Source organism: Flavisolibacter ginsengiterrae DSM 18136 (assembly GCF_059568575.1).
In genome coordinates this window covers 1-18,839 of sequence record NZ_JCANTR010000007.1, presented here as the reverse complement: position 1 = coordinate 18,839, position 18,839 = coordinate 1, and the positions used below count along the sequence as shown (strand labels likewise).

Below are 18,839 nucleotides of genomic sequence, written 5' to 3'. Positions count from 1 at the left end.
CCTGTACATTTACGGCTTTATAATCCCGTAAATGGAATTCCAAAATATATATACTGAGAAGAGAGTAGGGTCAGATAAAATACCTACAGGTGCCCGGTCAGGTTTTCAAAGAGATTTTGACCGCCTTATTTTCTCTTCCGCTTTTCGAAGATTGCAGAATAAGACACAGGTTTTTCCACTCCCAGGAACAGCATTTGTTCACAATCGCCTTACACACTCCCTTGAGGTAGCAAGTGTAGGAAGGTCATTGGGTAAAATGATAGGGGAGCGCATCAGTATGGATTTTAAAAAGAGTAACGATGATGCCTATGAGTTCTATCGATATGAATTGGCCAATGTAATAGCAGCAGCCTGCCTTGCCCATGATATTGGTAATCCTGCATTTGGACATTCCGGGGAGAAAGCCATTTCGTCCTATTTTATTGAAAATGCCCATACACAAATAGAAGGGCAGGAGTTGATAGGTTTCTTTAGTGAAAAGGAATGGAAAGATCTGACTTCTTTTGAAGGTAATGCGAATGCTGTCCGGGTGTTAACACATAGTTTTAAAGGCCGTTTTCGCGGCGGTTTTGGACTGACATATACTACCATTGCTTCCATTTTGAAATATCCATGCGAGTCTTCTGCAGTAAATAAGAAGTTCAAGCACCGGAAAAAGTATGGGTTCTTTCAAACTGAAAAGCACACTATTGAAAATATCGCCTCTGAGTTGGGCATGATACCGGAAAACAGTGATCCCATTATTTTTAAGAGGCATCCGTTTGTATACCTAGTAGAAGCTGCAGATGATATCTGTTATAGCATTATTGATATGGAAGATGCACACCGTCTGGGTATTTTACCGGTTGAAACCGTCAGGGATGCTTTCATGCAATTGATGCGGGCTATTAATCCCAAAGGTGAGGAAGCTGATAAAACGCTTAAGTATTTCAAGGATATCAAGGATACCAATGAGGCCATTGCATTTGTACGTGCCCGGGTCATCAACCTGCTTGCCAATGCTGCGGTGGATGTATTTTATAACCATAGGGAAGACATCCTCAGCGGGACATTCAACGACACATTAATTGATAATATTGAAAGTAGGACCGGTGCTTTAAAAAGCATCCAGGAAATATCCCTGCAAAAGATATATGGACACGATACAGTTATACAGGTAGAAATAGCTGGTTATAATGTCATGTCAGGCCTGTTGCAATTATTTATTCCCGCTTTATTGAAAGAGCAACCATCACATAAGGAACAAAAGGTTTTAAAATTATTCCCCTACCAGTTCACAGAGTTTGAAGACACGGAAAGCAAGTATGAAAAGGTTATGAGTGCCCTGGATTATTTAAGCGGCATGACAGATGAATATGCCACAGAGATCTACCGCAGACTGCAGGGGATAAGTATTCCCAGGCATGGATAGTGACAAAGATTAATGAAAGGTGCTTATCTGTGTAAATCTTTGCTTGATCAAGAATATAAACTCAAGTCGTTCCCTGGATAAGTTATCCTCCTTTCTGTAATTCTTACTACAGCCAATTGTCCCTATGGGACATGAAATCTATTAAATAATTATATCGATTTCCTGATTTCGTGGTAAGGCTATAAAAAGAAAAAGCTTCTGATAAATCAGAAGCCTCTAAGGTTTTCAGATATTGGTGGCTAATTAGTTATTCAAAGACTTGGATAATGTTTTTAGTAGGATAAGGTTTGTACGTACAAGATAGTACGGTAATTGATATTGAAAAACAGGTGCGGGACTGTGAAAGCCTTTATTGCATTTATTCACATTCGGTTTTTTGCCCCATTTTAGCCGGTTTTAAGCCCGGCAATTTATTTATCAACATTTAGAAATAAATTTTCTGTACCGTATTTTCCACATCATAATTCCTTTCTTTTCTATAGAAGTGAATGGAATGGTTAAATGAAGTGGCTTGAGATTTGAATCAAATCCAAATGTTTGAAACCAAATACACTATCATGAAGAATTTTCTTTTCATTGGATTGATCGCCATAGTAGCTTCTTGCTCTAATGGTGGCGATACGCCCACAACAACCACAACCAATGAGGCTTCGCCCAGTACACCTGTGGAAAATGTCAATGGAAATGTACCGGATACTACCAATAGTATCTCTCCTGGCAGCAGGGATAAAACTAAGGTTGATTCTTCCTATGTAGATTCTACAAAGAAGTAACTCAGATCCTGAATGTTTTTAGGTAAGCTGCATCCGCTTTCGCAGCATCCAATGGTGTAGTGCCCTCATAGCGCTCCTGTTCTACAATAAAGTAGTCTAATCCCTTTTTTTGCCCTTCTTTCAGGATTTTGTGGAAGTCTATGCCTCCTTGTCCCAGGATCACTGAAGCGTCTTTTCCTGAAGCATTTTTTTCCCTGTCTTTAACGTGACTTAATTTAAAACGGCCAGGGTATTTATTAAACCAGGCTATAGGATCCTGGCCTGCAGTAACCACCCAGTAAATATCCATTTCAAAATCTACCAGGTCTTTACTGGTATTTTGCATTAAAACGTCTTGTGGCAATTGACCCTGCAAAGGAATGAAACCATAATCATGATTATGGTAGGCAAATCGCAACCCATTCTTTCTGCAGATCTCTGCTTTTTGATTAAAATTATCTGCCGCCTTTTTAAAATCCTCAATGCTTTTTTGCGGACCCAGGTAAGGGCAAATGAGGTACTTCATACCTATTGCTGCCGCTTCGGCTGCTTTTCGGTCAAAGTCTTTATTGATATCGCAATGACTGGAAATGATCTTCATGCCCAGGTCATCCATTAACTTTTTGAACTCTGTATGGGACATGCCCCAAAACATTCCTTTAGCTCCTTCATAACTTTCAATTTGCTTGTAACCATAGGAGGCTACTTTAGTGAGAACACCTTTAGGGTCGGAAGGCAGCACATCTCTCAATGTATATAATTGGAGCCCGAAGTTTTCATTGATACTTTGACTACTGTTGGCTGTTTTACATCCTAAAAGTCCAGAGTAGGAGCCCAGGACAATACCTGAACCGATCAAAGTAGCATTTTTAAGAAATTCCCTGCGTTGATATGGCATAGTGTATGGTTTAAAGTAAAAGATCAGGCCCAGGCTTTATCACCTTTTTTGTAAGGTATACATCCCTCAAATTTGCCGGGAACAGGGTTGTACCTTAATGCTTTTGTGGCACCGGGTTCTGAAGTAAAATAGCCAAGTAATGTCAACTGCTTCATTAAAGAAAAATAGTGAGGAGACATTTTCTGTTTTTGATATTTCATATTTCCTTTGGCCAATTCTTCCCTTTCTTTTTTATCTTCCTTGCCGTTGAAGTCGGAAACCTTCACCTGGTAATCTTTGGCTTCTTTATCCATGGCTATTAAAAGTTCCTTCCTTTGTTCAGGTGTTATGCTCATGAAGTTGTTGCTGAACTTTTTCTTACTGGCTTCATTCAACTTATCCATTCCGTCCCTGAATGTTTTCTGATCGCCTTCTTCATAGCAATCATTAACCATCACGGTCATGAACTGGCCCACTTTAGCGGCTTTAGCGCCAGGAGTAGTGGTTTGAGGAAGAATGGTTTCAGCTATTTCATCAAGGTAGGCCACATCATCCTGTGACCACTCACCAGGTTTTCCAGTGGATGATTTGCAACCAGTAAGGAAACTATCTGCGCCTACCAAGGTGGCACCTAAAAGAATGCTTATATATTTTACGGCTTCCCTGCGTTCCATATTGAAGATTTTAGTTTTAAGTTAAATTCTTTTCTTTAAAAACTATTGATATGTTCATTATACTTTCAAACTGTAACCCTGCCTGTATTCCCTTTTTACAAACTGGTTAACGGCATCAAAGTTGGTCACTTTCATATTATCATTATCCCATAGCAATTTGATGTAGCGGCCAGGGAAATTGAAACCCTTATTATCTGCTTTGGGAACCCTGATATCGAATGCCCTAATGGCCAAATTGGCCATTAATAGGGATTCCGTTAATGGTCCGGCGGATTCAAAAGGAGAGCTTACTTCATTCTTTCCTTTTCCTGCTATACAGGCTTCTACCCATTGCGCATAATGACCTTCGGCACCGCCTTTCACCCTTGGATATTTCTGTTTCACCTTGACGTGATCGGTACGGGATATAGGTAGAAGCTTCGGGTTTGCTCCATAAGTGCCACACATCATCTTACCTTTGGTACCTATGAAGAATGTACCATTGCCACCATCACCGAATATTTCATTAGCGCCCAGTTCTTCGGGACGCTCGGGTTGAATACCACCATCCATCCAGTGCAGCGTCACTTCACCTTTTGTTTTGTTTGTTTTGGGATAATTTAAGATTACATGGCTGGAAGGGGGACAGCTTTCCGGGAAATATCCACGTTTAAATTCATCAACATACACACTTCCCACTGAAGCCTGGACATCTGTAGCATAGCTCAGGTTTAATACCCTGAAGGCAGGTTCAATAATATGGCAACCCATATCACCGAGTGCTCCTGTACCATAATCCCACCAACCGCGCCAGTTAAAAGGCACAAGTTTATCTACGTAATCTTTATAAGGTGCAGTGCCCAACCACAGATCCCAATTCAATTCTTTAGGTATTTCCGCTTTTTGCGTAGGCCAGGGAATTCCCTGTGGCCATACAGGCCTGTCTGTCCAACAATAGACAGTATGAACATCGCCAATAAGGCCTGCATCATACCATTCCATCAATTGGCGAACACCATCACCCGAAGCACCCTGGTTACCCATTTGCGTTACTACATTGTAGCGCTTAGCGGCCTGCGTCAATACCCTGGCTTCATAGATATCATGCGTCAATGGCTTTTGCACATATACGTGTTTGCCCAGCTGCATGGCTGCCAGCGTGGGTGCGGCATGGTTATGATCGGGAGTGGAAACTGAAACGGCATCGAAATTCTTAGATTCTTTATCCAGCATTTCACGCCAGTCCTTATAATATTTGGCCTTTGGAAAGCTTTTAATGGAATTGGCTGCCCTGCGATCGTCTACATCACATAGAAAAGCAATATCAGCCTTTCCGGATTTGTAGAAATTCATTATGTCGCTTTCACCTTTTCCACCCACACCAATACCTGCAACAATGAGCCTGTCGCTTGGTGCTATAAAACCTTTACCACCCAACACAAATCTTGGTACAATAAAAAATCCTGCTGTTGCTAATGCCGTGTTCTTAATAAAATCTCTTCTTGAATTCTGTTCAGGTAGATCCTTGTTTTCAGCCATAGAGAAAAAATTATAGTCTACTAAAGGTTTATAATATGGTTATTGATTCTTTCAAATACGCAGGTGCTCAGATATTCATCTTCTTTAATTCCTTCACTGCATGGTCACAGGCTCTTGCTGTTAACGCCATATAGGTAAGAGAAGGATTCACACAAGAAGCAGATGTCATGCAGGCGCCATCAGTTACAAAAACATTCTGGGCATCCCATACCTGGTTCCATTCGTTGAGTACAGATGTTTTTGGATCTTTACCCATACGGGCCGTTCCCATTTCATGAATACCCATCCCTGGGTAATAATCATTGTCATAGATTGAAACATTCTTTACGCCTGCAGCCTCAAGCATTTCTTTGGCATCATTGCCCATGTCCACCCTCATCTTTCTTTCATTGTCCTTGATCTCGCAGTCAATGGCCAGAACAGGCATGCCCCATTTATCTTTTTTATCCTTGTCCAGTGTGATCTTGTTCTCGTGGTAGGGCAGCATTTCACCAAAGCCTGTCATACCCATGGTCCATGGTCCGGGCTCGGAAAGGGCATCTTTAAAGTCACCCCCAATATTTAACTCGGCTATCTCACGGGCCCAACCTGAACGACCGGCACTGCCCTGGTATCCAAAGCCACGAATGTAATCACGCTTTTCACCATCCAGGTTCCTGTACCGCACTACATAAATTCCATTGGGTCTTTTCCCATAATAATATTTGTCATCGTAACCTTCAACAGTTCCTGAAGCGCCCACCCTGAAATGGTGGTCCATTAAATTATGACCCAATTCTCCGCTGCTGCTTCCAAGGCCGCCAGGCCAGATGTCGGTAGCTGAATTCATTAACAACCAGGCAGAGTTCAAAGCAGATGCATTGACGAAAACGATCTTGGAGAAATAATCATAGGTCTTATTGTCCATCGCATCCAGGATCCTAACACCCTTTGCTTTTTTAGTATCCTTATCATAAATGATCTCTTTGGCAATAGAGAAGGGGCGAAGGGTTAGGTTGCCTGTTTTCATGGCAGCCGGCAAGGTTGCTGACTGTGTACTAAAATAGCCACCAAACGGGCATCCCAGCCAGCATTTATTCCTGTATTGGCAATTGGTCCTGTTTTCGTGGGGAACAGTGATATTGGCTGTCCGGCCAATGATCATATTGCGTTTACCTCCAAAGTTTTGCTTGATCTTTGCGGCAACATCCTTCTCAACGCAATTCATTTCCATTGCTGGCATGAATTTTCCATCAGGTAATTGAGGTAAGCCTTCTTTGGAACCGCTGATACCGGCAAAGGTTTCTGCGTAATCATACCATGGTGCTATGTCCTTGTAACGGATGGGCCAATCGATAGCAATGCCGTCTTTGGCATTGGCCTCAAAATCAAAGTCACTCCACCTGTAACATTGGCGTCCCCACATCAAAGAACGGCCACCTACATGATAGCCCCTGTACCAGTCAAAACGTTTAACCTCCGTATATGGACATTCCTTATCTTTCACCCACCAGTTTAGGTTCATTTCATTCAGGGGGTAATCTCTTTTCAGCACAGGGTAATCTTTGATCATTTCCTGTGTGCGCCCTCCACGGTGAGGAAACTCCCAGGGGGCTTTATTGGTACTTACGTAGTCTTTTATGTGTTCGATATTTTCTCCTCGTTCCAGCAATAAAACTTTAAGACCTTTTTCGGTCAGTTCTTTCGCGGCCCATCCGCCGCTGATCCCGGAACCTACTACAATGGCATCATACGTATTGTCAGGCATAAAATGTTATTAGGGTTTTCGTTTTAAGAATTGAGTGTATCGTAAAATAAAGGTTACAAGTTAGTCTACTTCTTCTTATTAAACATCACAGGTCATGATGGCTTGTTTTAATGATCTCAGTTTTTCATTTTTATCTTTTCCTGTGGGAATGAACTCCTGTGCCACATAATCTTTAAAACCTGTCAGGAGGATGGCTTTCATGATAGCAGGATAATACAATTCCTGGGTTTCATTGATCTCATGCCTGCCGGGAACCCCACCAGTGTGGTAATGCCCGAAATATTCATGGTGGTCTTTGATGGTCCTGATCACATCTCCTTCATCTATTTGCATATGATAGATATCATAAAGCAGCTTAAAGTTGGGAGAGCCCAGTCTTTTGCAAAGTTCTATACCCCAGTTGGATCTGTCACACATATAATCTTTATGGTCCACCTTGCTATTCAGTAGTTCCATTTGAATAACCACACCTTTTTTTTCTGCAAGTGATAGTATCTGCTGCAGACCTTCGACACAATTTTTTAATCCTGTTTCATCATCCATGCCTTTGCGGCTTCCACTAAAGCAGATGAGGTTTTTGTAACCTGAGGCAGCAACCAGGTTGATGTGTTCTGAATAATTTTTTACTAACGTAGCATGGTATTGTTTAGTATTCCAACCTTCTGTCAGGCTGATCTCTGCTCCATTGCACATGGAAGAAAAAATTCCATATTTCTTAAGTGTTGGCCAGTCTTTGGGGCCCACCAGGTCAATGGCAGCAAAGCCTAGTTTCTTTACCGCCTGGCATAATTCATCCAGGGGTAGAAAATCATAGGTCCACCGGCAAACGGAATGATTGATATTGCCTTTTAAGTGAGGATTGCCAGAAGGGCCATTACTTGCCAGGCTGGTCACAGGTGCCAGGGCTATGGCCGTGGATCCCATCACAATTTTTTTTACAAGATCTCTTCTTTGCATTTTATCTTTCGTCAAGGTCTCAGGTAAGAGGGGTTGCTGCCAACCCTTTTTCTGCTTCTGATTCTGTTATGACTTTCTTTTTAACCGGTTTAAAGAATAAAGCGAATAATACTAATATGGCAAAGGCAATGACGGCTGGAACCATCCAAATGCTTTTCCAGTCATGACCACCCCCGGGCAGTGAATATTTCTCTGCTACCAGACCTGCAACCCAGAACCCGATAAGCATTCCTACCCCGTAAGTTGCCAGGGTGATCATTCCCTGGGCTGATGAACGTATTCTTTCTCCCGCTCTCTCATCTGTATAGATCTGGCCTGTTACAAAAAAGAAATCATAACATACGCCATGAAGTATGATACCGAGATAAAGCATCCACATACCACTGCCTGTATCACCATATCCAAATAGGAAGTAACGTATAGCCCATGCAGCCATACCTACCAGCAACATTTTTTTTACACCCAGACGGCTGAAAAACCAGGGCATGGCAAAAAGAAAGAGCATTTCAGACATCTGGCCAAAGGTCATTTTACCTGCGGCACCTTTAACGTTGATCTCGTTGAGATAAATATTCGTCTCCTGGTAATAGAAAGCAAGGGGTATGCAGATCAGCAGGGAGGCCAGGAAGAAAATCAAAAAGTTCCTGTCTTTCAACAGACCAATGGATTCAAGTCCGATGATCTCACTGAAAGTGGTTTTCGTACCCGCCTTGGGTGGAGGAGTGTTGGGTAAGGAAAAGCTAAATAATCCCAGGACTACTGATAAAATAGCCGATAACCGGAATGTATTTACCAGGGTACTCTTTTGCTCCCAGGCCAACCATCCTATGATCAATCCTGCAACGATCCAGCCAATGGTACCCCATACACGTATGTTGGAAAATTCTTTTTCAGGGCTGTTCATTTGTTTAAAGGATACAGCATTCACAAGCGCAAGGGTTGGCATGTACAATATCATATACACAAGCAGAACCGGATAAAAGGAAGAAAAATTATCCAGGGTAGATATATAATACATTAATGCTGCACCAAGCAGGTGAAGTACCCCCAGTATTTTTTGTGCTGCAAAAAATTTGTCCGCAATAAGCCCAATGATAAATGGTGCTGCGATGGCTCCCAATGCTTGTGTGCCATAGGCTACACCCACATTAACATCCGAGGCATTCAATTGAGTTTTCAGGTAAGTACCCATGGTAACAAACCAGGCTCCCCACACAAAGAAGTTCAGAAACATCATAAGGGAAAGCTGGATCCGGGTTGACATTTTCATGCGCAAGTTGTTTTGTTGAATAAGTAATGAGACGAGAAAGCAGGACGCTGATCTGTTGAGTAAATAATTGATTATAAGTGTACGTATAACTTTCCTGCATCGTTAGTCCGTGTGCTTAAATGTACTATTTTTTGAAAACGGAGAAATAATTCTTTGCCACAAAAAGTTCACACGCACAAAAAATAAATATATACTAAGGAAATCTATGTAGAGAGGTATGCAATTCATTCATACATTTAGCAATCAGTGAAAAGTTGTGTTTTGTTTTCCTGTGAGCTACCTGGCATTGCCATATTTGATAATTTTATTTAAACAAGAGTCAATATGAGAAAATTAAGAATGGGAATGATAGGAGGCGGAAAAGATGCATTCATAGGAGCTGTGCATCGCATTGCCTTGAATATGGATGGTCTTGTGGAATTGGTTTGCGGGGCATTGAGCATTAATCCTGAAATAGCAGTGGATTCAGGAAAGTCATTATTTCTTGATGAAAGCAGGATCTACCTGAATTTTGAAGAAATGATCCGAAAGGAAAGTGAAATGCCTGCTGATAAAAGAATTGATTTCGTTACTATAGTCACTCCCAATTTTGCGCACTTCGCACCGGCCATGATGGCACTGGAACATGGTTTCAATGTGGTCATTGAAAAGCCCATGACATTTACACTGGAAGAAGCCAAACAATTACAACAAAAGGTGGATGAGACCGGTTTGCAATTATGTCTCACACATACTTATTCTGGTTACCCGATGGTGAAACAGGCGCGGGCAATGGTCAAAGAAGGAGCATTGGGAAAGATCCGAAAGATCTACGTGGAATATGCACAGGGATGGCTGAGTAAATTAAGCGAAAGGGAAGGAAATGCGCAGGCTGCCTGGAGAACTGACCCCAAAAAATCAGGTAAAGCAGGTTGTATGGGAGACATTGGTACACATGCAGCGCACCTGGCTGAATATGTTTCAGGTGCAAAGATCTCACAGCTTTGTGCAGACCTGAACATCGTAGTGGAAGGCAGGGGATTGGATGACGATGGTGGAGTGCTATTAAAATTTGATAATGGAGCCAGTGGGGTATTGGTGGCCACACAGGTAGCAGCAGGGGAAGAAAATGCATTAAGATTAAGAGTGTATGGAGAAAAAGGAGGGCTTGAATGGGCACAGCAGGAACCCAATACATTATTGGTAAAATGGTTGGACGCTCCAATGCAGGTGTTAAGAGCAGGTGCTGGTTACACCAATCATTTGTCTTCATTTGCCACTTCAAATTGCCGTACGCCTGGCGGACACCCGGAAGGATACCTTGAGGCTTTTGGAAATATCTACCGGAATTTTGCCCTTTCCCTGCTGGCGAAATTGGAAGGTAAAGTACCTGCCAAAGAAAATTTAGATTATCCGCATGTTGAAGAAGGGGTGCGCATGATGGCATTTATAGATAACGTTGTGGCATCATCGCAATCTGACAGGAAATGGTATGATTTTAAGGTTTGACAGGTTATCATCTGAATTCAAAAATTGTATTAAACCTCTTGATCATATCCAGATATATTTGGCAAATTAAAATCCTGGTGCATGTAATGGCATCTTCTTAGGAGTATGAAAAAAATTAAAGGTCCCGGTATTTTTCTAGCCCAGTTCCTGGGCAATGAGCCTCCCTTCAATGATCTCCGCACTATTTGCCAGTGGGCAAAGGAATTGGGATTTGTTGGTGTACAAATTCCAACCAATGATCCCAAGTGTATTGACTTGCAAAAGGCCGCAGAAAGTAAAACCTATTGTGATGAACTGAAAGGCCTGGTAAGAGACTGTGGGCTGGAAATTACAGAGCTGGCCACACATATCCAGGGGCAACTTGTAGCGGTACATCCTGCATATGATACCTTATTTGATGGATTTGCACCTGAGGCGTTTCGTGGAAATCCAAAGGCAAGGACGGAATGGGCTGTACAACAAATGAAATATGCAGCCAGGGCTTGCCAGAACCTGGGAATTACTGCCTGTCCTTCGTTCAGTGGTTCACTGCTATGGCCTTATTTTCATCCCTGGCCTCAACGCCCTGCAGGGCTGGTGCAGGAAGGTTTTAAAGAATTGGCAAGACGATGGACACCTATTTTAAATGCATTCGATGAATGCGGGGTTGATGTGTGTTACGAGATACATCCATCTGAAGACCTGTTTGATGGCATCACTTATGAAATGTTCCTGGAACAGGTCGGTCATCATCCCCGGGCCTGCTTATTATATGATCCGTCTCATTTTGTTTTACAACAACTGGATTACCTGCAATATATAGATCATTACCACGAACGCATACGCGCTTTTCATGTGAAGGATTCTGAGTTTCATGCTACGGGTAAACAAGGCAGTTTTGGTGGCTACCAGGACTGGATCAACCGTGCCGGTCGCTACAGGTCTCCTGGTGATGGACAAGTTGATTTTAAATCCATATTCAGCAAGCTAACTCAATACAATTATCCTGGCTGGGCGGTGCTGGAATGGGAATGTTGTATAAAACATCCTGAGCAGGGAGCCAGGGAAGGTGCTGTATTTATCAAAGATCACATCATCAATGTTACTGAAAAGGCATTCGATGACTTTGCCAAAACAGGGGAAGGTGAATCCTTCAACCGAAGCATACTTGGTTTAAACTAATTAGATAATCAATAATGAATAAAATGAAAAAAACGATCTTACTTCTTTCGTTGGTTGCACTAATCAGCAGTTGCGGTAATAATAAGGAAAGCAAATCTGATTCTGCTTCCAAACCTGCAGAAGAGACTTCGGCAAAGGCAGAAAACCCAGAAGTGGAAAAAGGATTGAACCTGGTGGCTAAGAGTGATTGCCTTACCTGTCACCAAATTGAAACAAAGGCAACAGGCCCGGCTTACATGGAAGTAGCTGCCAAATATCCATCGAACGATGCGGTGATCGATTCATTATCTGATAAGATCATCAAGGGTGGGAGTGGTAATTGGGGAACCATTCCAATGGTAGCTCACCCCCAAATAAGTAAAGATGATGCCAAAGCAATGGTCACGTATATACTATCACTTAAAAAATAATACATGAATAAACTACCGGTATGTTTGATGGCATTGGTTTTTTGTGCCTGTTCAAGTACTAAACAATCTACTATGAGTTCTACTACCTCCAGTGCTGCAAAAGATGAGAAAGATTTCATACCCCTATTTGATGGCAAGACAACCAGGGGATGGCATACCTATGGAAAGAATACTATTGGTAAGGCCTGGAAAGTGGAGGATGGTGCCTTGCGCCTTGATGCAGCGAGTAAAAAAGACTGGCAAACTGCAGAAGGAGGAGATATCATGTCGGATGAGGAATTTGACAATTTTGACCTGAAGCTTGACTGGAAAATATCACCTAAGGGTAATAGTGGGGTCATTTTTTATATTCACGAAGACCCGGCTAATTTTCAATATCCGTGGAATACCGGTCCTGAAATGCAGGTTTTAGATAATGGCTCACCTGTCCAGTTAGGCCATGACGATGCCAAACTATATACGCACAGAGCAGGAGACCTATACGATCTTTTAGCAGCCAAAGAAGCTGTAAAGCCGGCCGGAGAATGGAATGCCGTGGAGATCGTTGCCAACAGGGGAAAGCTGGATTTTTATATGAATGGAATTCATACACTTTCTACAACCATGTGGAATGATACCTGGAAACAGATGGTCCGTATAAGTAAATTTAAAGGGATGGAGGGTTTTGGTACCTATCAAAAGGGCAGAATAGGATTACAAGACCATGGAAATGATGTTTGGTTCCGAAACATCCGTATAAAAAAACTTTGATCGCTGCGAAATAATATTGCACCAGCTTAGCCATTGAATCATGACTACCGGGTGCATGAAACAAAAAAAGGGTCCTTTGGACCCTTTTTTTATACCTGTTTCCGACCAATCTTATTCTATACTATACTCTCTTATTATACTACACTCTCAGTTCCAGCTAAACTAAATAGGTTTCAACTTTACATATTTATACACCATGTATATCCAGACTTTGTGCCGCCTCTTAATAGAGATGGCTCACAGTCGGTTCAAAGGCGTTTCATACACGGCTCAAAGGCGGCTCATTAAAGGCGGAAGTATTTCGGTAGTCAAAAGCTTTACAATCTTTCGAATATTTTAATCCTGTGAAATAATTTTTAAAAGTGTCTATATAACTATATATAACAGGGTAAGAAATTGCTGGTTATTAGCCAGGATCCGCCATAGGGGCTTCATGTACAAAACACACAATTTGTTTAATGCCTTAGATCATTGAGTATAATTAAGTTGTACACACAGGTGGTGTGAAAAAAATATTTTATAAAAAAGATTGTAGTTTCTAAAAAAAAGTTAATTTAAGGCCTCAATCTTCTAATCGACACTGCTATGCGAAAATTGAAACTCGTCAAATTGACTACGTATGTAGTTGCCTTTCTATTGTATTTAACCCCCGTATTTGCCCAGAACCGAACGATTTCGGGAACCGTAACGGATCAAACCGGTAAAGGTATTCCCGGGGTTACTGTTTCTGTAAAGGGTACAAATACATCTACCCAGACAGATGCCAACGGGGCTTACCGCATTCTTGCAGCGGACAATGCAACCCTTGTATTTACTTCAGTAGGCTATGGTGCTTCCGAATTGAAAGTAGAAGGACGTTCAGCAATTGATGCCTCTTTAAGTCCTTCCAATGACAACCTTTCGGAGGTCGTTGTAATTGGTTATGGTACTGCCCGGAAAAAGGATCTTACAGGAGCTGTGTCAACAGTTACTGAAAAGAACTTTAATAAGGGTGTGTATACTTCTCCCGATCAATTAATTCAGGGTAAGGTATCCGGAGTACAGATAACTAATAACAGTGGTACTCCCGGAGGTGCTGCTACGATCAAGATCCGTGGTAACTCGGCTCTTACAGGTAGTGGTAATCCACTGTTTGTAGTTGATGGAGTTGCTCTGGATGGCAGATCAGCCAGGCCAGGACTTGGTGATCTTGGAGTTGGTGGTAGCAACCCCGGCTCTAATCCACTTAACTTTATGAATCCATCAGACATTGCTTCCATTGATGTATTGAAAGATGCATCTGCAACAGCAATTTATGGATCAAGAGCAGCGTATGGTGTTGTTCTCATCACTACTAAAAAAGGCCAGTCCGGCCAGCCAAAAATTGATTTTGGAACTTCTGTAGGATTTTCTAAAGTCATGAAGCAGATCGAAGTGCTGGATGCCAGCCAGTTCCGCCAGGCTCTTACTTATTATGGATTGACCAATTCCAATGATAAAGGTGGAAATGTCAATGCATTTGATGAAATCACACGCAGAGGTGTAGTTCAAAATTATAATGTTGGTATAAGTGGTGGAACTGAAAATGCCAGATTCCGCCTTTCTCTTGGAGCTTTAAACCAGGAGGGCATAGTAAGAAAAACTGGTATTAAAAAGTATACTGCCAATTTTAATGCACAGCTAAAGTTCCTGGAAAGCAGGAACCTGGGTTTGGATATTAATATCATTCCAAGCCAGTACCAGGAAGCAATCGCACCTATTTCCAATAATGCAGGTTCAAGAGGTAGCTTGATCGGAAATGCACTTCAGTGGAATCCTACTGAAGCATTAATTGTAAAAAATTCACGCGGCCAGGATTCATTGAATGTTGTCAGAGGTGGTGACCTGATTAACCCACTAGCTTTACAAAGAGCTTTCGATGATAATTCAAGAGTGACCACGATCCTCGCCAGTATTTCTCCTTATTTTAAATTTACTAACTGGCTGGAGTATCGTTTCCTCTATAGTATCAATTATGGTACTGGTACACGCCGCACATCACTTCAGAACTTTATCAATTTCAATGATGTTCTGGATATTGGTCGTGCACGTATTGCTGGTGCAGAATTGACCACACAACAAATAACGCATACGCTTAATTTCAACAGGGCACTTACATCTTCCCTTAATTTAAATGCTGTAATTGGTTATGAGTATACTAAGTATGGCAATAAGGGATATGAAATGGCTGGTTATGGTCAAAAAACTGACCCCGGCGGATTTGGTAATTATGGTTTGGATTATACTAATTATATCCAGTATTCAAATCCTTCAAACCGTACCATCAGTTCATTTGTAGATCCAAATTCTGAGTTGCAATCTTATTTTGCAAGGACCGTATTTAATTTACAGGATAAGTATTTATTAACTGCAACTATTCGTAGAGATGGATCATCCAAATTTGGTGCAAGCAGCCGCTATGGTAACTTCCCTTCCTTTGGAGCAGCTTGGATCATCAGCAAAGAAGATTTTTATCCACGTAATGATGTTTTAAATACATTGAAATTAAGAGGTGGATGGGGTAAAACTGGTAACCAGGAATTCCCTGCAGGATCTGCTGTTGCCCGTTGGTCATTTAATAATGGTGGTGGATTAAATCCTAATAATGCCTTTAATGATATTCTGGGATGGCAGACTGATAAGCAGTGGAACGTTGGTCTTGATTTGGGACTACTGAATGACAGGGTAAGTGTTGTGGTTGATTATTTTAATAAAAATACTTCCAAGCTTTTATTCCCAAGTGAACCTGCACAGCCAGCAGCTCCTGGTGGAACTGTTAAATGGGTAAATCTTGATGGTAATATTATCAATAAAGGATTAGAGGCAGCTGTGAATGCTTCCATAGTTCAGCAAAAAGATCTTGCATGGGACTTCGGTGTGAATGCCACCTTTATGAGTAATAATGTAACCGGTTTATCTTCTTCCATCAACACTGGTGGATTGAGTGGACAGGGAAGTAGCGGAACCACTGTAGAAGTGATCAGGAATAACCTTCCTATCAATGCATTTTTTACAAGGCAATACCTTGGAATTGATAAAACTACTGGTTTGGCCAGCTATACAGAAGGCGGAGACGTATTATATTATGTGGGTAATCCTAACCCTAAAACACTCTTAGGTTTAAGTACATCAGTTCGTTTTCAAAAGCTGACACTTTCTGCTAATGCCAATGGAGCTTTCGGCCACCAGATCTACAATGAGACATTGAACAATGTAATCAATGTAGGTAGTATCAATAATGGTAAGAACATAGCATTGAAGGTTTACCAGGATCCAATTAAAGAATCTTTTGCCAACCCGGTAACAGCATCTTCAAGGTTCCTTGAAAGTGGTAATTACCTGAAGCTGACCAATGCTACTTTAAGTTATGGTGTTGGTAATGTTGGCAAAATCTTCAAGGGAATTAATGTGTATGTAACTGGCCAGAATTTATTTGTTATAACAAAGTTCAGTGGATTTGACCCAGAGGTGAACGTTGATAAAAATGTGAACGGCGTTCCATCTGTAGGTATTGAATACATTCCTTATCCATCTGCACGTACAGTTACTTTTGGTGTAAACTTTTCACTGTAAACTCTGTTAAACTCTAAAAAAATACTTATGATACGTAAAAGTATATTTCTAATAACCTTTTTCTCCCTCGCCCTGGTCAATTGTACCAAGCTGGAGGAAAAGTTCCCGGGCCAGCTTACAGCCAGCCAAGTGGGTTCCAGTTCCGGCGGAGCTGCTGATGCCCTACTCAGAGGTGTTTATAATTCTTTAAGAACTACTTTCCAGGACCAGGCCGGTGTTTATGCCCTGGAGGAAATGACTACCGATGAACTGATAGGACCAACCCGTGGTGGTGACTGGGATGATAATGGGGCCTGGCGTGTTTTACACTCCCATAAATTTGATGCTGACCATATCCGCGTAAGAGAGGTATTTAATGCCTTGAATGGTGCTGTATATGCTGCTACAGATATGTTGCGTTTTAATCCTACAGCACAACAGGAAGCTGAAGCCAAATTGATCCGTGGTTTTTCACAGTTCATGATCCTTGATGGTTGGGACCAGGTTCCCTGGAGAGACAGGGGTGAAGGCCCGAATGTAGCTCCAAGAGTCAAAAAAGGAGTAGAAGCGCTAAAATGGATTACTGATACTGTTGAATCGGTTTTAAATAATCTTCCTGATGGACCAGCTGCTACTAAGGCTAATAAAGATGCGGCAAGGGCATTGCTCATGAAATGCTACCTGAATAAGGGAGTGTATGCCAACCGTGCTGCCCCAACTTTTGATGCTGCTGATATGCAAAAAGTAATCACTCTTGCTGATGCCATCATTAACAGTGGTCATTATTCTTTTGCTCCTAATTACTTTGATAATTTTGCACCTGCCAATACCACCATTGGAAAAGAAAATATATGGGTGCAGGAGAACGTAGGCGGTGTTGATCCCGGTGCTTCAACAGTGAGATCACGCTATCATAGCACAATGCACTACAATCAGCAACCTTCAGGTTGGAACGGATTTTCTACCTTATCTGATTTCTATAATAAATTTGAAGCTTCAGATAAAAGAAGAGGTGTTGCCTATCCTGCTAATGACCCAGCCTATTCCAACCCTGGCAATCATGTGAATGTGGGATTCCTTATCGGGCAGCAGTATGATATGAAAACAGGTGCTGCACTAAAAGACAGAACAGGTGCTCCATTGATCTTTACTCCTGAAGTTAATATCATTGAAAAAGGTAAAAACCTTGAGGTGACAGGTATCCGTGCTTATAAATATCCAATTGATTATGTGCATGCAGATAATGGATTTGTGGATAATGATTATCCTTATTTCCGTTATGCTGATGTATTATTAATGAAGGCTGAAGCTTTATTGCGCACCAATAATGCTGCAGCGGCTCTAACTATTGTAAATAATATTCGCGCAGACAGGGGTGCTACACCATTGGCTTCCTTAACGCTCGATAATTTACTGGACGAAAGAGGAAGAGAATTATACCTGGAAAGCTGGAGAAGGCAGGATCTTATCCGCTTTGGTAAATTCCTGAACGCATGGCAGGAAAAACCAGCCAGTGATCCAAAGTATTTATTATTCCCAATACCAAATGGCCAGTTGGCAGCAAATCCAAACCTGGTTCAGAATCCTGGTTATTAATAACAATACTATATTTCTTTTTAAAGGCCATTGAAAAATGGCCTTTTTCTTTTATGAAAACCTTTCGTGATCTTTTTATCTTCTATTAGATTAATTGAATAAATTGCTCTCACTGAAGAAGACTTTATAACCAATTTGATACAACTGCTTGGGACCATTTGCCGGACAGATGCTTTATGAAAAAATGAAAAACTTATTCTTTCTTCCCTTTATTTTATTCGTACTTATTTCTTGTAATAAGCCTGGTGAAAAGACATTGTTTCAATTACAGGAAAATACAGGCATCGATTTCAATAACAAAGTCGTAGATGGCCAGTTGGACAATGGCTTTTACTTCCGCAATTTTTATAATGGCGGGGGTGTAGCATTGGGAGATATCAATAATGATGGTTTGCCGGATGTTCTTTTTACTTCCAATATGGGAGAGAACAAGCTGTATCTGAACAAGGGCAATTTCAAGTTTGAGGATATTTCAGCAAAGGCAGGTTTAAGGCAGGATTCGATGTGGAGTACGGGAGTGGTAATGGTTGACATCAATGCGGATGGCTGGCTGGATATGTATATATGCAACTCCGGTCACATGAAAGACGGCAACCGCAGGAATAAGCTCTATATCAATAATCACAATAACACATTTACTGAAAGGTCCAGGGAGTAT

Annotated in this window: 15 protein-coding genes; 9 read left to right on the top strand and 6 right to left on the bottom strand. The window is 41.5% G+C overall.

Features of this window, described 5'->3' with window-relative positions; translation table 11 throughout:
* Positions 1 to 31 precede the first annotated feature (31 nt).
* On the top strand, positions 32 to 1,411 hold the full coding sequence (gene dgt / locus BP74_RS08975) for a dGTP triphosphohydrolase (protein ID WP_496373240.1): 1,380 nt from the start codon (positions 32 to 34) through the stop codon (positions 1,409 to 1,411).
* Between the two features lie 557 nt (positions 1,412 to 1,968).
* A complete protein-coding gene (locus tag BP74_RS08970; RefSeq protein ID WP_496373238.1) occupies positions 1,969 to 2,184 on the top strand; it encodes a hypothetical protein in 216 nt (71 codons plus the stop codon).
* 1 nt (position 2,185) lies between these two features.
* Here the strand turns inward: BP74_RS08970 and BP74_RS08965 are convergent, their stop codons facing one another.
* The 6 genes from BP74_RS08965 to BP74_RS08940 form a co-directional block, all read right to left on the bottom strand.
* The gene (locus tag BP74_RS08965; RefSeq protein ID WP_496373236.1) at positions 2,186 to 3,061 is read right to left on the bottom strand and encodes a sugar phosphate isomerase/epimerase family protein; all 876 of its coding nucleotides are present in this window, start codon (positions 3,059 to 3,061) and stop codon (positions 2,186 to 2,188) included.
* Positions 3,062 to 3,084: 23 nt separating this feature from the next.
* Complete coding sequence (locus BP74_RS08960; RefSeq protein ID WP_496373234.1) at positions 3,085 to 3,714, bottom strand: gluconate 2-dehydrogenase subunit 3 family protein; 630 nt, start codon at positions 3,712 to 3,714, stop codon at positions 3,085 to 3,087.
* A gap of 57 nt (positions 3,715 to 3,771) precedes the next feature.
* Positions 3,772 to 5,232, bottom strand: coding sequence for a Gfo/Idh/MocA family protein (locus BP74_RS08955; protein WP_496373232.1), 1,461 nt, complete (start codon positions 5,230 to 5,232; stop codon positions 3,772 to 3,774).
* 67 nt (positions 5,233 to 5,299) lie between these two features.
* The gene (locus BP74_RS08950) at positions 5,300 to 6,979 is read right to left on the bottom strand and encodes a GMC oxidoreductase (RefSeq protein WP_496373230.1); all 1,680 of its coding nucleotides are present in this window, start codon (positions 6,977 to 6,979) and stop codon (positions 5,300 to 5,302) included.
* Between the two features lie 78 nt (positions 6,980 to 7,057).
* On the bottom strand, positions 7,058 to 7,951 hold the full coding sequence (locus BP74_RS08945) for a hydroxypyruvate isomerase family protein (RefSeq protein ID WP_496373228.1): 894 nt from the start codon (positions 7,949 to 7,951) through the stop codon (positions 7,058 to 7,060).
* A 4-nt stretch (positions 7,952 to 7,955) separates the two neighbouring features.
* Positions 7,956 to 9,206: a nucleoside permease gene (locus BP74_RS08940; RefSeq protein ID WP_496373226.1), complete on the bottom strand. Its 1,251-nt coding sequence runs from the start codon at positions 9,204 to 9,206 to the stop codon at positions 7,956 to 7,958.
* A gap of 324 nt (positions 9,207 to 9,530) precedes the next feature.
* On the opposite strand from BP74_RS08940, the gene BP74_RS08935 reads away from it, so the two are divergent.
* The 7 genes from BP74_RS08935 to BP74_RS08905 all read left to right on the top strand — a co-directional run.
* Complete coding sequence (locus BP74_RS08935; protein WP_496373224.1) at positions 9,531 to 10,694, top strand: Gfo/Idh/MocA family protein; 1,164 nt, start codon at positions 9,531 to 9,533, stop codon at positions 10,692 to 10,694.
* Between the two features lie 105 nt (positions 10,695 to 10,799).
* Positions 10,800 to 11,855, top strand: a complete 1,056-nt coding sequence (locus tag BP74_RS08930) for a sugar phosphate isomerase/epimerase family protein (RefSeq protein WP_496373222.1) — start codon at positions 10,800 to 10,802, stop codon at positions 11,853 to 11,855.
* Between the two features lie 23 nt (positions 11,856 to 11,878).
* On the top strand, positions 11,879 to 12,265 hold the full coding sequence (locus tag BP74_RS08925; RefSeq protein ID WP_496373220.1) for a c-type cytochrome: 387 nt from the start codon (positions 11,879 to 11,881) through the stop codon (positions 12,263 to 12,265).
* A 72-nt stretch (positions 12,266 to 12,337) separates the two neighbouring features.
* Positions 12,338 to 13,015 (top strand): 3-keto-disaccharide hydrolase, encoded by a 678-nt coding sequence (locus BP74_RS08920; RefSeq protein WP_496373218.1) that lies wholly within the window; start codon positions 12,338 to 12,340, stop codon positions 13,013 to 13,015.
* Between the two features lie 585 nt (positions 13,016 to 13,600).
* A complete protein-coding gene (locus tag BP74_RS08915) occupies positions 13,601 to 16,606 on the top strand; it encodes a SusC/RagA family TonB-linked outer membrane protein (protein ID WP_496373216.1) in 3,006 nt (1,001 codons plus the stop codon).
* A 27-nt stretch (positions 16,607 to 16,633) separates the two neighbouring features.
* Positions 16,634 to 18,181 (top strand): RagB/SusD family nutrient uptake outer membrane protein, encoded by a 1,548-nt coding sequence (locus tag BP74_RS08910; RefSeq protein WP_496373214.1) that lies wholly within the window; start codon positions 16,634 to 16,636, stop codon positions 18,179 to 18,181.
* 184 nt (positions 18,182 to 18,365) lie between these two features.
* Positions 18,366 to 18,839: FG-GAP repeat domain-containing protein (locus BP74_RS08905; protein WP_496373212.1), on the top strand; the 474-nt coding region annotated here is incomplete at its 3' end.